The organism is Thalassomonas actiniarum, from assembly GCF_000948975.2.
Classification (GTDB): domain Bacteria; phylum Pseudomonadota; class Gammaproteobacteria; order Enterobacterales; family Alteromonadaceae; genus Thalassomonas; species Thalassomonas actiniarum.
The window spans coordinates 18,299-32,672 of record NZ_CP059736.1 but is presented as its reverse complement, the minus strand read 5'-3'; the positions used below and the strand labels follow the sequence as shown (position 1 = coordinate 32,672).

Sequence of the window (14,374 nt, the reverse complement as noted above, 5' to 3'; positions counted from 1 at the left end):
CTATACTCCCGGTTAATTGCTATCCATTTCCGGCAATAGCAACTCTTGCGCCGTTTCTATCTGTTCGGCAATTTCTTCATTCGCTTCGCTAAAGTAGGCGATATGGAACATGGCTTCCCCTTCCTGCACCAGCGGGATATTTTGTTTTCCGATTAAGATCCCCGAGCGGTTGGCCTTAACGAGATCAATAATATCCCCATAGGGGCTGCCGATTTCTGCCAATAACTGCCCTTTGGCAATATGATCCCCCAAAGCGACTTTATTATGCACTATGCCGCTGGCATTGGCTCTTAACCATTGGCTGCCGTTGGCGATGAAGGGTTCGATCATTTTCTTTTTCGAAGACGATTTATGCACCATGTTCAAATGGTGCAAAATATTCAGTATCCCCTTGATACCGGCCCGAATGGAAAATTCATCGAAACGCAGCGCTTCCCCTGCTTCATATAATAAGACCTTAGTCTTCAGTTTTACTGCGGCTTCTCTTAAAGAGCCGTCGCGCAAGTTGGCATTTAAAATCACGGGTACCCCGAAGACTTCCGCGAGTAGTTTGGTTTCTTCATCGGACATATCCGCCCTGATTTGCGGCAAATTAGAGCGGTGGATAGCCCCGGTATGCAGGTCTATGCCATAGTCGCAATGCTTGACTATTTCGTTTAAAAAAATATGCGCGACCCGCCCCGCGAGCGAGCCTTTGGCTGAGCCGGGAAAACAGCGGTTAAGATCGCGCCTGTCCGGCATATAACGGCTTTGGTTGACCACGCCGTAGACATTGACCATAGGTACGGCTATCAGGGTGCCCCGGCTGATTTTAAAATTTTTCTGGCTGATCAATCGCCTGATAATTTCGATACCGTTAAGTTCATCTCCATGAACCGCTGCACTGATAAATACCGTCGGACCCGGTTTCTTTGCGCGGATAATATGCACGGGCAGTGAGACATTGGCATCTGTGTACAATTTGGCTACCGGTAATTCGATTTTCCGTTTTTCACCGGGAAACAGATCAAATTCGCCAATACGTAGTGATTCCATATGTTGCAACCTAATATTAACCTTTGCCGCGGGTCTTGTTGCTATTAGGTTTGGCTTTCTTTTCAATAAAGTCAAATACCATACCGGCGACATCTTTTCCCGTGGCAGTCTCGATGCCCTCCAGTCCGGGGGAAGAATTTACTTCCATTACCATAGGGCCGCTTTGCGAACGGAGTAAATCCACACCGCAGAAATTCAATCCCATGACTTTAGCGGCATTCACCGCCGTTTCTCTTTCCTGCTTGCTCAGTTTTATAACTTCCGCCGTTCCCCCCCGGTGCAGGTTCGAGCGGAATTCACCTTCTGCCCCCTGGCGTTTCATCGCGGCAACGACACGGTCACCGATCACCAGGCAGCGTATGTCTGCCCCGCCCGCCTCCTTGATAAACTCCTGCACTAATATATTCGCCCTTAATCCCATAAAGGCTTCAATGATGGATTCTGCCGCCTTTGCGGTATCGGCCAATACCACGCCGATACCCTGAGTCCCTTCGAGCAACTTAATCACCACAGGCGCACCGCCGACATTTTTGATCAAATCTTTAATGTTGTCGGGTTTGCTGGCAAAGCCTGTTCTGGGCAAACCTATGCCTTTGCGGGATAAAAGCTGCAGTGAACGCAACTTATCGCGGGAACGGCTAATCGCCACCGATTCATTGACATTAAAAGTGCCCATCATTTCAAATTGCCGCGCCACGGCCGTGCCATAAAAGGTTATCGAGGCGCCAATACGGGGTATGACGGCATCATAGAGAGGAAGCTCTTCCCCGTGATAACGCACGGTGGGACGGCTGCTGGTAATATCCATATAACAGTGCAGTGTATCTATGATATCAACCTGGTGGCCTCTGGCTTCCCCTGCTTCCTTTAAGCGATTGCTTGAATAAAGGTTTGAATTTCTTGATAGAATCGCGATTTTCATAGTGTATAATCCTGTCTTACCGCTTATTTTTGAAGCGGTGGATATTAATAATAGCCGTAAAAAATATAGATCAACTCTATAGTTCACTTTTCATTAAATAAAACGTTATATTTTAATGGGTTTAATTAAAATATTTGATTGGATAAGCGAAACCTGCGTATGAGAATAGAATTGCTGAAAACATTCCTGGAAGTCAGTCGTACCCTACATTTTAGAGTTGCCGCCGAAAATTTATTTATTACCCAGTCGGCCGTCAGCGCACGGATAAAATTGCTTGAAGATGACTTGGGGGTACCACTGTTTGACCGCTCACAAAAACATTTAACCCTGACCACGGAAGGAAACCGTTTAATTAAACACGCCAATGAAATTATTTTTATGTGGCAGAAAACCAAGCAGGATGTCAGTATCGCAGAAAATGAGACCCTGCAGCTGGTTATCGCTTCCATGATGTCCATCTGGGATATTGCCTTACAGGACTGGTTGCAAAAGATTCACCGCAATATCGACGACATCAGTTTGCTGACCAACACTTATTCCCCGATAGAATTGAGAAAAAGTGTCCTGAACCGGGTGATTGATATTGCCTTTTTATTCGAACCTCCATATGTGGAAGATTTAATCACGGAAAAAGTCGCCACGGTGCCGCTGCATTTGGTTGCAACCGAGCCGGGTAACATCAAGGAAACCTTTTCTTTGGATAATTATATTATGGTGGATTATGGCGAAGCTGTGAACAGCCAGCATATGCGGGAATTTCAGAATGCTCCTGCGGCCAGGCATTACATGGGTCAGCCGCGTATCGCATTGAATTTCATCCTGGATGCGGGCGGCTGTGCTTACCTGCCCAGCCAAATGACTTTTGAATATGTCCAGGCCAACAAACTGTTTATCATTGAAGAAGCACCGGTATATTCCCGGGATATATTTGCGATTTATCTTGCCAAGAGCCAAAAAAGAGAGGTGATCGAGAAGACCATAGCATTATTTCCCTCTATCAAAGCCTGATCTTCTGCATAACAATACAAAGTGCCAGGAGTTCCCGATTACAGCAATATCCTATCGGTGTTTTTCATACTCGTTGATTTGCATTTGACTATAAGTGCTATGTTTACCCCAGACGGCAACGCCCAGGATAGTTCGACAGATGTCTCCAGCCATCATGTAACAGAAGTCTCATGTTCCCCATATAATACAAACAATAGCTCATACAGGGCAAAACAACCGCCCTGTTAAATTTTATCTTAATAACACTAAGGTAGCTCCGCCTAAAAAAATAAAAAAACCGACGACATCGGATACGGTTGTTAGAATCACCGACCCCGCCAGTGCCGGATCTATCTTCATCTTGTGCATGGCATAGGGAATGCCAATACCTGCCATCACCGCCACTGTCATATTGATTAATACCGCGACAAAAATAACAAGAGTGATTCCCACGCTGTCGAACCAGAAATAAGCAATAGCCCCGACTGATAGCGCCCAAATGACGGCATTAATGGCCGATACCTTGAATTCCTTATCCCGCAGCAGCCGTATATTGATGTCAGACAGCTGTCCTGTAGCCAACCCGCGTATGGTCAAGGTCAGCGCCTGGCTGCCTGCGATGCCCCCCATACTGGCGACAATGGGCATTAAAATTGCCAAAGCGACAATTTCGGCTAATGTTGCTTCAAACTGGCCGATTACCCAGGCAGCCAACAAGGCGGTAAGCAAATTAATCCCCAGCCAGACAGCCCGCTGCCTGGCGCTGGAAATCACTGGGGCAAACAGATCTTCATCGCTGACATTACCCACATGAGCAATTTTCGCTTCATAAAAAGTTTCCATATGTCCTATTACATCCTTAAGGTGAAAAGTTCCGATAAACTCATTATTTTCATCCACCACAGCCAGCTCTGTCGACTGAACACGCTTAAAAAAGCTGCCCGCATTATCTATTTTTTCATTGGCTAGCACTACCTCATCCTTACCAGCGGCGATTTCCGACAAAATTTGCCCGCTATCACAGTAACAAAGCTGATGCAGCATAACCTTGCCCTGGTAATAACCGTGTTCATCCACCAGATAGATGGCTTCAATCGAAGGTTGGCTTGTCAGTAACTCCCTAGCTTGCCCAACACTAAGATCCGGTAGCTGTGGGCGCTGGCTGCGGCTGGCATATCTTCCCACCAGGCTGGGGTCATACTCTAGCGCATCCCTAATCACCGCCCGATCTTTTTTCGGTAATTCTTCAATGGCTTTGTGGATGACCGGCTTGGGTAGCTCTCCTAAAACACTGACAACCTGTTCATTTGTGCTCTCTAAAGCAACAGAAATTAGTTCCTGTTTTCCTACCGCTTTAAATAATTCATGGCGGGATTCGTCTCTGAGCGCTGCCAGGGTTTCGCTTTTTAGCGCTTCGGGGATCAATTGCCACATGGCTTTTTTGCTGGAATAAGGGGTTGCTTCTATGGTTATTGCCCAGTCAACAGGTAACAGTTTTGCTGCCATAACCGGCAGTGCCAGTTCATCATGCTTGATATGTGACTGTATCCATTTTATCAGCTGCTGTCTCTCATCTGCTGTGATCATATGATTTCCAGTTTATGTGTTGTTATTTTGATATTTTCTATTGAATTGTAGGATATCTCGATTTTAATTTTTAGTGATAACCTTTTTAGACACGCAATTTCTATATAACCCAGGAGATTTATTTTCATTTAGGCCAAGATACAAAGGGCAATCTGTCGGCATGGACTTAGTAATGCACACTATTTAGGACTAAACTGAACATCATCATCTGATAGGGAAGGAAATGCAGTGACCAGGCTACATATCATCATAGAGGATTACTCCTTATCTCTGGCAGAAATTAATAAAATCGCCCTGTTGCAGCAGGCTTATGCTGCTGAGCTGTTTTGGTACGCCCATGCCCATGATACCCTATTGGATAGGCTCTACTTGAGCTCTGAGTTTGCCACCCTTTGGCAAAGTTTTACTAAAGATGTCAAGCAAACCAGCCATGCCCTGGAGCAAACCATACAGCAGCATTTTAAAAACTGCACCCTAAGCCATGTATACGATAAGTATTGGCAGAAAACAGTTGATGATAATGCCGAACATAAAGATTTAAGGATAATCATCAGAGGCAAGCATGAATTATCTCATTCGGTACTACAGTACATTAATCACACTGACTCCTCGGTTATCATACTTGGCAATCGTTCGTGGGGAGAAAGGTGTAAACTTATCGGCGCTATAGACCCTTTTCATAGCGATGACCCGAAAAATACAAGCGACATAAATGTCTACAAGCTGACAAGGCGCATAGCTGAAAGGTTTCAGTCACAGGACTGGAAACTGTTACATTCAGTGTATATACCGCCATTAGCGGTTAGTCATGCAAAAGAGCTGACTCAGTTCCATAAGCAAAGGGTTTATGAGTTTTGCCGAAAAATACAATGTCCCTCTGATCACATGGCTTTTTGCGGCGGCAACCCGGAAATTGCCATTGAACATTATGCGCAAATGAACAAAATTGACCTTATTATTCTCGGCAGCCGTAAGCATGGCATTATTGATAAATGGTTAAACGGTTCAACAATAGAACAACTGGTCAAAAAACCGGAACTCGATATTTTACTTGCCCCTGCCAATCCAGTGCAAAACCGTCGGAGTTAATTGTCGACGCTGTTTTATGCAGAAGTGACGGTTATATCGACCTATGTGCTATTAAAAATAAGTCAAGCATGCCAGAGCAGGGTAATATTACTTATTTCGAGGTTTTGTATCAGACATATTAGCCACAGTAGCAACTTCTTTTTTAGCTTGCTGATACATAGCAAGCACTTCTTTTTGATGAGAAAGGTATTTCTGATAGCGCTTACCTGATATCAGATAAAAAGCCAGACACGCAGCAGCCAGCAAAATTAAGCACATTATCAGCTGTTCCTGCTGCTCAACCATAAATACTGCCGATAATGCACAGCAGGCAATAAATAAACTATACCAACGCAAAACCTGTGCAGCTCTGACAGAGCCACGGGTCACCTTGAAGTTACAAAAACAAAACACAATAACTAGAAATAAACCTCCCCAAACAGCCCCTACAGGGTTAACAGCGTCAAAATAAACAAAAGTCGCAATTACAATAAACAGCCCTGTGCCCACTAAAATACAAAGTGTAACCACAGCAAAGGCTGCAAGACTAAGTAATGGCGGCCACAAACCAACTAACTCATCATTATTCAACTCTTTCATTAATAATTCACCTGCTGCCAAATACCGATAGCCAAAGCATTAACTTCACCAGACACGGTACTGCCGCTAAAACTCACTACACCTAAAAAGGCCCGGTGTTTATTTACATTCGGTTTCTATTTATTTATGTTGAACAATGTAATGTTCTGGGGGGCTGGGTCAATAATTTACTGCTTTAAATTATGACTATCAAAGACAAACAGCCAATGATTAGTCGCGCCACGTTTATTACTATTGAAATGATCATTTTTATTTAAAATACCCTATCGATCGCATTTTTTGCGGTTTTGTAGAGTGTATTTATCATCAGCTCTAATACCCAGCGGATAACCTTCACAGTAAGCGCTTCTATTTTTTGTTCGGCTTTGCCGACAAAAACTAAAATATGCCCTAAGATCCCTTTGAGTTGCACGCCTGCTGCTATTGAAGCTTGGGCTATGCCATCAAGGCAGCGAGCTAATACATCATAAAACGTTAACCCCACAGACAAAGATGCCTGTACTAAAACAGCGCTATATTGCCCGGTTACCTTAAGTAAGGTGATCAATGCATTAGTAATACGGCGTTGCCAGCGTTGACTAAAATTTGCCTGATGACGATTTTCATAATGCAGTACCACAGGTTCATCATGCATAGTTTGAAACCTGCCAGCCATACTATCAAAATCTTGATGCCCCGCTACCGTATTAATATAACCGGGTGCATCATTTTCCATCAGGTGAGCCGAGGCGCTTAACCTTGCACTGTCATTCGAAGCTAACTGATATTCTCCTGCCGTATGGGCAAAAGGCCAGGTTGGCACATATGGCACAGGATCTGTGCCATGCACCATACGATGATGTTCAATATTTAGTGCGGCGCCGGGGGAAAAGTGACTGAGTACAACTCTTGGTGCGCCAAAAGTATAGAGTTTCGCGGGAATACTGCGCTCACTCGCCCATATAGCAGTAAGCTGTGCCAGAGCGCCCCCTAAACTATGACCAATACAGTGTATGCATTTAGGACGATGCTCAGTCACATATCGTTCAAAGGCTGGTCGCATACTGCGAAATGTTTTTTGACCCCCCCCGTGCATCCCGATGTTTTGGGACCGTTGGTGATGCCAATATGAAAGTTGGTTAGCCAATCTGATGCAGAGGTGAATTCTGTACCTCGAATGGCAATAACATGGTGATCGGTAAACTGCGGGCTTTTACCTTTGGCTGTAATGGCAAAGCCTGTACTTCTATTAAGTAACTGATTAACCAACCCACCACTGATCCCTTTAATTTGGCTATTGGTGAGTTTGAAGTTCTGTATAAAATTACTATGCAATGGCAATTTAAAATTGTCTGCATGTTTAATATCGTAAACCCTTGCTGCAACACTTGCAGCAACAGCGGGAGAGAGCGTTCCATTCATTAGTTAACAATCCGTTAAGCTGTTGATATCTCCATTGTTTACTACATATTCTTTATCACCGTCATAAAGCATGTAAGGTGTAAAGTCTTCTTGCCATCGGCAAATGCTAGTGGCGATATTTTTACGGTTCGGATTGTAGTGAGTAAACTCAAAATCAACACGTTTGTTGGTGAGTTCACAGTTTAAAAATGACAGTTTTTTACTGTATTCGGGCACTTCCTTGAAAGTTGTTTGGGCAGCTCCCCATAACCGGTATACTTGTTCATCTCTTTCAATATAAATATTTTGTGTCACCCGTTGCTCTGAAAGCGGGTTGCTTGCAATTCTGGATTGAATAATTACTTCAGGAAAAGAAAAACTCCCGTTAAAATCGGTTACCGCATGGTCAAGGCGTTTTTTATCATCCATGTAAATAAGTTGCCGTAACACCTTAATCTTGGCGACAGGTTTACCATACTCTTTGACTACGCCTTTAACCTCAGGACATAAATAGGCTTCTTTTTTCTTAAACCAAGCAAACATATCGGCTCCCATACTAAATACAGATAAAGCAAACAGGCAAGGCACGAGCAGCAAATACAGGGGACGAAAACGGAAATACGAAGAACTACGCTCCTTATAGTCAGACATTAGCTTTTCCTTGCTAGTTATTTCTAAAATCTTACGTTGTTAAGTTAATCAAAGCAATTTTTTGTTCAAGAAACAAACAACCATACTAGAAATAACACCTGCCTGGCATCGATGCATTAGCTGTTGAACTGATTTGAGCGGGCTATTCCCGTTAGATAAAGCTGCTGTTCCTACTTTAAATACAGCAGCTTAACTTATGGCTTTTCAATAAAGCCCGGGGTTAGTTTTCAGCGGACAGGTTTGGCTCCGTTTGTTTAGGTGTGATCACCAACTCTGCCTGATTGACAACAATACTGAGCTTTTGCCCGACAGAGAAACCGGCCAGGCGCAGCCATTTTCCCCTGAGCACAACACAAGGCTCAAGCTTGACGGGCACATAGTTAACCCCTATGCCTCGGGTTTTTGAAGCTGTGGTGCAAACAGTTTCTTGCACGGTAAGTTGCCGATAAATAGGATATTTTACTTTTGCCGAGACTGGCTCTGGTCTATGATGATATTTAGCCATGACGTACTCCTACGGAATTCGTTGTGGTTAGCGACCTCTGGGTGTGGACGCACTCAGGGGTTGCGATTTAAGTTACTACTTAACAGCGGGTAGTAACGGTTGTTATTACAACAATTCGACAATGGAATTATTGAAATAAATGCTCTCCTTTTGGGCTTGGATAGCATTATTAAGCAAAGACCAATTCACGAGGAAATCAATAGTGAATTGGTCTTTTTTTGAGGTGAATTTTAAAAGTTGTTTCTTCGTTCCGAAGGGAGGAAAAATCTGCCTTAGCCTTATGTGATTTTCCAATATTAAAGCACTAATTTATGGCTGACCAGCTCTGCTAATACCATAAAGCAGTCACTGGATATATGACCTTTCGTAAGTGAAAAAGGTCAGCTATGACCAATTGCGGACATTGACAACGTCCAGCATTAACCTAGCTCATAGCTCCTCTTTACTACTAATACACTGCCAAATAGGTTCTTCATTTTTCCACCAAACTAGACTTATAAACATGTCATCGTGATATTGAAACGCATGCTCGTAAACAGTAGCATCGTCCGCCCAACCTTCCCGGCACCACACACTTCCATCCACCTCGCCTGAGCCAGATTTAACATTATTAACAATCAAATCATGAATCTTTGAGCCTTCTGGCACAGTATTAGTTGGAAAGAAACACCCAGGTAAATTGCTATTTTTATCGAACAGATACCGGCTTCCATCTTTACGATAAATAACAAAGTGGCCCATATGGTGATCGCTAGTAATGATACGACGCAAAGTCATCATAAAGCTTGTGTCAAAGGCAGATTTTACCGAACTGATTAAGTCCAAATCCAGCCTACTTCCTGCCAACGGTTCCCTTAATAGATAGGTAGGAATAAGAAGTTCGGAAGCATAACTATTGGCTATGTTTTCACGACTTCGCGAAACGCCACTAGGATTCTCCATATCACTGTGTGAACACAAATTGCCGACTTTTCCACGGTCTTTGAACCAATGCCCCAGCTCATGTCCGACAGAAAATCGTTTTCGGGGTGCATCGCTGGTTGAATTGACGGTGATAGTCGCCTTGTCCCCAGCGCCAATAATCATTGCCTCACAGCCGTTTAGAGGCTTTTCTAATACGATTGCCTGCTGTTCAAATGCGATTGCTTCAATGTCTATCTCACCTGGTTCTGATATAGCAAATTCGTCAATATATAACGACTCGACAAAATCCTTAATCGCCTTTATTGTCAACGTCAATTGCTCCCATAGCTATCAAGTTTGCTAATATTTGCTGAGCATCTTCGTCGGTAAATTCTTTTCCTTCTCGATGAGCTAGGGTTAGATTCTCAGGTAGTTTTTGCTGAACAAACAGTTCGACAAGAACATCTCTTGCATCCTTACCTTTCGTCGCCAGGTAGGCCATAACATCTACGGCTTCATGCTTTTTCTTTTCAATTTCTAGTTGCGACCTGGCATTCTTAAGCCTAGCTTTTTTGTATTGTTGTTTACATTCATGCACTCGACCAAGAAATCGTGCTTGCGTCGTTACTATATCATCAGAAGTTAGGTTGTCTTCAGCCATAAGCTCACTAACTGGAGCATTGGCAATATGCTCGATCATGATGTCGTCGAGTAAATTGTTTATCTCTTTGTTAGCCATCATCCTGTCTCCTTTAAGTATTTTTGTCCGTTCCTTACTATTCGCCTACGTGTTGTGTCATAGGCTTTCTCATCACCATCAAAAACAGAACTCACGATTGCCGATTTATTCAGGCCTTCTTGTGTTGCTGATAAAAACCTCATAGCGTTGGCATCCTTACTGAAAAGACCCAATAAAATATTCCACCTTGGATCTGTACTGTCATCATTATCAGCGGTTGAAGCAGCAATCGTTTCGTTGTGGTCATCAATTGGCTCTGAGTATTTGAAAACTTTTTCTTGATTTCGTTCCGCCATCCCTTGGCAGATGCTCTTAATCACCTGGCCAATCGAAAATGATAATGAGACATCTTTAGGCACATGCCTCGTATCGTCGAGAATCCGCGCTAATACTTCATTAAAAACATCTTCAGCTTCAACAGCGAGTCTATATTCTTTCACGAACTTTTTTGAAATTATTGTCGCTCTTGTAAGTACATCATCAGTATTTGACTCCAGCGCCTGCAATATCTCATCGACCGTGTAGTAGTCGTATTCCTTCATTTGCTATTCCCTAAGACGGACAAAAATAAATTTTCTGGACATTGTCCAGTTTATTACGTGAGCTCCGCCTTAATAGGTATAGGGCAAAACTGCATGTTTGGATGTTACCAAATTAGTAAGGACAAAAAATAATTTTCTAAACAATGTCCAGTTTCTGACCAGGGTTCCGTCTTAATTAATAGGACAGAGCTGTACGTTTAGATGTTACCGAATTAATTAGGATAAAAATATATGCCAAACGCAAAGACACATATGTTGGTTGGAGCTGGGGTTAGTGTGACTACTGCTTTACTTGATAAAAATAAGCACCCTGCCAGCCACCATATTGCTATAGCTCCAGTTGTTGGAGCATTTATGGGAAAACTGCCGGATATTTTAGAACCTGCTTTTCATCCCAACCACAGACAATTTTTTCATGGTGTAACTGTACTGACCTTACTTTCTGCTGGATTGCTGAAAACATATCGATGGTCACCAGCAGAGCCGGTTGAAAAATTTGTTAGGGGGTTAATGTTAATTGGTGGAGTAGCTTACCTTAGTCACTTAATGTGTGATGCATCAACACCCAAGGGCTTGCCCTTACTTGGAAAACTATAATAGAGGTAGGCCATGACCAGGTTATTTACTAATGCTCGTGCTCTAAGCGAGCACCAGAAATCTATGTTGGCGGAAATGCTGGATTCTGTGTTCGATAACCTCGACCTGACGAAAACACAGCGTGAGCGTATCGAGACAGCCTATAACGCCGTTGGTAATTATCTGGCGAGTTGTGACGATTCTTTGCTCGAAGGGGCGCAGATATATCCGCAGGGGTCTATGAGACTGCGGACAACAAATAAGCCTCTATCTCAGGAAGAATTTGACGTAGATCTGATCCTGTTTTTACCCAATGCTAGATATGCAACAAGAGATGAAATCGTCAAAGTGGTCAAGCAGCACCTTCTAGATAGTGATGTATATAAGGAATTGGTGGAAGATTTACCCAGAGGTCTTCGGATTAACTACAAAGGTGACTATCACCTAGATATCACGCCGGCCAAGGCATATGAGCTTGAGGAGTTACCGGGGCATCCTTTATGGGTTGTCGATAAGCGCACAGGCTTTAAGGAATCGAACCCAGAAGGCATGGCTCAAGGGTTTGATAAAGCCTGCGCTATGTTGCCAGTCATACGCAGGTCACACGTATTTTTAGAAGCACTATCCAAAAAATCTGTTGCTGAATTACCAGATCAGACGAAGAAGAAACCGCTGAATCGGATTATTCAAATTCTAAAACACCATCGCGATGTTTGGTCCCAACTTGAAGGTAACCCTCATGCTGATTTCAAGCCAATCTCAGTGATAATCACGACGTTGGCCTGCCGAGCCTATGTCGAAGTTATAAAGTCTGGAAGAGAATATGATAACGAGTTCGACTTGATACTGGACGTTATCGAGTTAATGCCACATCACATTGAGACCTTTTATGACGAAGTGTTAATCGCAAATCCAACGATGAGAGCCGAAAATTACGCTGAAAAGTGGAATCGGGAGGAAAGGCAGGAAGGGCAAAAAAAACGCGAAGCCTTTTACGCTTGGCATCAGGCCACAGTAGATATGTTTGAGCGTTTGGCAAGTGAAAATAACCGAGGTATGGATAACGTCTTTACCGCGTTGTCAGGAGCATTCGGAGAAAGGCCTGTACTTGCCGCTAAGGATCGAATTGTTGAAGCGGTTAATGCGAACCGAAGTAATAGCAACCTTGGGATTGTGCTAGGTACAGGAGCTATAACAGCAGCAGTTGCTGGAAAGGCACACTCAACCTCACGAGTTGTCAATGATGTCGTGCCAGTTAAGAGGAATCAATTCTATGGCGACTGATCCGTCGTTTTTGAAGCGATTAGAGCTGCCCTTAATTGGCATTGGAGAACAATATATGGCGCTTAAGCGATATTGCCCAGGAACGGTCGTGATTATTGATAATGATAAGACGGTACAGTGGGAGGGAATACTTAAACCGACGCCGTTTTCAAGGGAGTATAGGGTGGTTATAAAGTATACTCTCAGTCACCCTCCCGTCTGTATAGTTAAAGATCCTGATTTATCTGCTTTGGCTGAAGATCGAAAAATCCCCCATACCTACCAGAATCAAACAGGTATTAAAGGGACGCAGCTCTGCCTCTACCTACCTGTAATCAAGAAAAAAAACAAAGTCAGCGAGTGGCAACCCACTATGTTTCTTGCTGACACTATTTTGCCTTGGGCGTCCGTGTGGTTGTTTTACTATGAGTTTTGGTTACATAGCGGAGTGTGGGATGGTGGAGGTGTTGAACACGATGTAATTGAGGAAAGCGGACGATGAAAAAAGCAATCAGCTATTTTATTGAAAAAGCCGCAGATTGGTTTTTTCGAAAGCGCTCTCCAGCACTGATTGTTTTAAGGGTTGGGGGCAGTATTTTATTAGCGACACTGGTCGGAAGTTGGGCGCTAACTTTAGTATACAAGGATGCAGAAAGGTCACTGGAGCTAGGTTATCAATCTTCCAGTACTGCGCAGTTATTCTTCACAATTGGATTCTTTGTAGGGATTGCAACAATCGTATGGGGTGCAGTCTGGGAATACCAGCGCTATCGAGATGAAAGCAAGCGAAATGCTAAAAAGAAAACCATTGTTATCGAGCAAAGGGGCTTGGTAGATACGTCAGATTCACCGTTGGGCGAGTATGTTAAAAGAAATTGCTCTTGGCTGGTTGATACGATAGTGAACGATATCAGGGAGCGGATTATCGACAATGTGATCACTAGACCTGATTTGGCGTTAACCAAGGTTAGTAACTTAAAGATTAGTATTGCAGAGAAGACTAGCCAGTCGGCTGCGTCAGATATCACTATTGCATATGGCGGAGTTTTTCCGGTCCCATTTTCGTTCTATACTGGCTACCTGCTAGATGATGAAAGTCAAATTACCGTATACGACTGGGACCGAGATAAAACGGATTGGCGTAGATTGGATGGAAGTGATGATGAAGAGAAGTTCATGGTTGAACGACCATCGATTACAGGAAAATCTGTTGTACTCGCGATATCGGTGTCTTATCCCGTTGACAGGCAGGCCATTTCTTCCGTGTTTACCAATCTCCCCATTCACTATCTATCACTGCCCTCGCTAGATAGAAATAATCACTGGTCAAAAGAAAAACAAGACCGATTAAGTGGGGAGTTTTTTGAGTACTGCAAGATGCTGCTTGGTCAAGGTGTAGAGCAAATACATTTAATATTGGCATCTCAAAACAGCATCGCATTTCGATTCGGACAGGCATACGACAAGCGTAACCTGCCCAGCATTTCCGTCTACCAATACGAACGTCAAAAACCAGTGAGATATCCCTGGTGTTTAAAGATCCCTCACGAAATTGGAGAGGGAGCAGTAATCGCCCATACCGAATTTATGTATGTGGCTTGAAATTTAATCGTGAA

At 43.5% G+C, this 14,374-nt stretch carries 17 protein-coding genes; 6 read left to right on the top strand and 11 right to left on the bottom strand.

The annotated features are described in order from the left end of the window. Positions 1-12 precede the first annotated feature (12 nt). Positions 13-1,035, bottom strand: a complete 1,023-nt coding sequence (locus SG35_RS28740) for a succinylglutamate desuccinylase/aspartoacylase family protein (protein WP_044832609.1) — start codon at positions 1,033-1,035, stop codon at positions 13-15. 16 nt (positions 1,036-1,051) lie between these two features. Beyond that, complete coding sequence (rimK, locus tag SG35_RS28735) at positions 1,052-1,957, bottom strand: 30S ribosomal protein S6--L-glutamate ligase (protein ID WP_044832608.1); 906 nt, start codon at positions 1,955-1,957, stop codon at positions 1,052-1,054. Between the two features lie 159 nt (positions 1,958-2,116). Here rimK and SG35_RS28730 point away from each other — a divergent pair, with 159 nt between their 5' ends. Continuing rightward, entirely contained in the window at positions 2,117-2,965 is an 849-nt protein-coding gene (locus SG35_RS28730) for a LysR family transcriptional regulator (RefSeq protein ID WP_044832607.1), read from the top strand. A gap of 231 nt (positions 2,966-3,196) precedes the next feature. On the opposite strand, the gene SG35_RS28725 is transcribed toward SG35_RS28730, so the two are convergent. Continuing rightward, the gene (locus tag SG35_RS28725) at positions 3,197-4,531 is read right to left on the bottom strand and encodes a magnesium transporter (RefSeq protein WP_053042995.1); all 1,335 of its coding nucleotides are present in this window, start codon (positions 4,529-4,531) and stop codon (positions 3,197-3,199) included. Positions 4,532-4,759: 228 nt separating this feature from the next. On the opposite strand from SG35_RS28725, the gene SG35_RS28720 reads away from it, so the two are divergent. After that, complete coding sequence (locus tag SG35_RS28720) at positions 4,760-5,620, top strand: universal stress protein (protein WP_044832606.1); 861 nt, start codon at positions 4,760-4,762, stop codon at positions 5,618-5,620. Positions 5,621-5,707: 87 nt separating this feature from the next. Here the strand turns inward: SG35_RS28720 and SG35_RS28715 are convergent, their stop codons facing one another. The 8 genes from SG35_RS28715 to SG35_RS28680 form a co-directional block, all read right to left on the bottom strand. Beyond that, complete coding sequence (locus tag SG35_RS28715) at positions 5,708-6,199, bottom strand: hypothetical protein (RefSeq protein WP_044832605.1); 492 nt, start codon at positions 6,197-6,199, stop codon at positions 5,708-5,710. Between the two features lie 253 nt (positions 6,200-6,452). Continuing rightward, positions 6,453-7,217: a lipase family protein gene (locus tag SG35_RS28710; RefSeq protein WP_236702584.1), complete on the bottom strand. Its 765-nt coding sequence runs from the start codon at positions 7,215-7,217 to the stop codon at positions 6,453-6,455. After that, a complete protein-coding gene (locus SG35_RS28705; protein ID WP_236702583.1) occupies positions 7,214-7,600 on the bottom strand; it encodes a hypothetical protein in 387 nt (128 codons plus the stop codon). The genes SG35_RS28710 and SG35_RS28705 overlap by 4 nt, the downstream gene beginning before the upstream one ends. A 3-nt stretch (positions 7,601-7,603) precedes the next feature. Beyond that, the gene (locus tag SG35_RS28700; protein WP_053042994.1) at positions 7,604-8,230 is read right to left on the bottom strand and encodes a DUF6795 domain-containing protein; all 627 of its coding nucleotides are present in this window, start codon (positions 8,228-8,230) and stop codon (positions 7,604-7,606) included. 220 nt (positions 8,231-8,450) lie between these two features. After that, a complete protein-coding gene (locus tag SG35_RS28695; protein WP_044832604.1) occupies positions 8,451-8,735 on the bottom strand; it encodes a SymE family type I addiction module toxin in 285 nt (94 codons plus the stop codon). A gap of 429 nt (positions 8,736-9,164) precedes the next feature. Continuing rightward, the gene (locus SG35_RS28690) at positions 9,165-9,968 is read right to left on the bottom strand and encodes an ImmA/IrrE family metallo-endopeptidase (RefSeq protein ID WP_044832602.1); all 804 of its coding nucleotides are present in this window, start codon (positions 9,966-9,968) and stop codon (positions 9,165-9,167) included. After that, positions 9,949-10,380, bottom strand: a complete 432-nt coding sequence (locus SG35_RS28685; RefSeq protein ID WP_044832601.1) for a hypothetical protein — start codon at positions 10,378-10,380, stop codon at positions 9,949-9,951. The genes SG35_RS28690 and SG35_RS28685 overlap by 20 nt, the downstream gene beginning before the upstream one ends. Next, positions 10,377-10,919 (bottom strand): hypothetical protein, encoded by a 543-nt coding sequence (locus SG35_RS28680; RefSeq protein ID WP_044832600.1) that lies wholly within the window; start codon positions 10,917-10,919, stop codon positions 10,377-10,379. The genes SG35_RS28685 and SG35_RS28680 overlap by 4 nt, the downstream gene beginning before the upstream one ends. 231 nt (positions 10,920-11,150) lie before the next feature. On the opposite strand from SG35_RS28680, the gene SG35_RS28675 reads away from it, so the two are divergent. Genes SG35_RS28675 through SG35_RS28660 form a run of 4 tightly spaced genes read left to right on the top strand, consistent with a single transcriptional unit; the run spans position 11,151 to position 14,360 of the window. Then, complete coding sequence (locus SG35_RS28675; protein ID WP_044832599.1) at positions 11,151-11,516, top strand: metal-dependent hydrolase; 366 nt, start codon at positions 11,151-11,153, stop codon at positions 11,514-11,516. A 12-nt stretch (positions 11,517-11,528) separates the two neighbouring features. Next, positions 11,529-12,779, top strand: coding sequence for a nucleotidyltransferase domain-containing protein (locus SG35_RS28670; protein ID WP_044832598.1), 1,251 nt, complete (start codon positions 11,529-11,531; stop codon positions 12,777-12,779). Then, a complete protein-coding gene (locus SG35_RS28665; RefSeq protein ID WP_044832597.1) occupies positions 12,769-13,260 on the top strand; it encodes a type II CBASS E2 protein in 492 nt (163 codons plus the stop codon). The genes SG35_RS28670 and SG35_RS28665 overlap by 11 nt, the downstream gene beginning before the upstream one ends. Then, a complete protein-coding gene (locus SG35_RS28660; RefSeq protein ID WP_044832596.1) occupies positions 13,257-14,360 on the top strand; it encodes an SAVED domain-containing protein in 1,104 nt (367 codons plus the stop codon). Before SG35_RS28665 ends, SG35_RS28660 begins: the two co-directional genes overlap by 4 nt. The last annotated feature ends 14 nt before the right edge of the window (positions 14,361-14,374 follow it).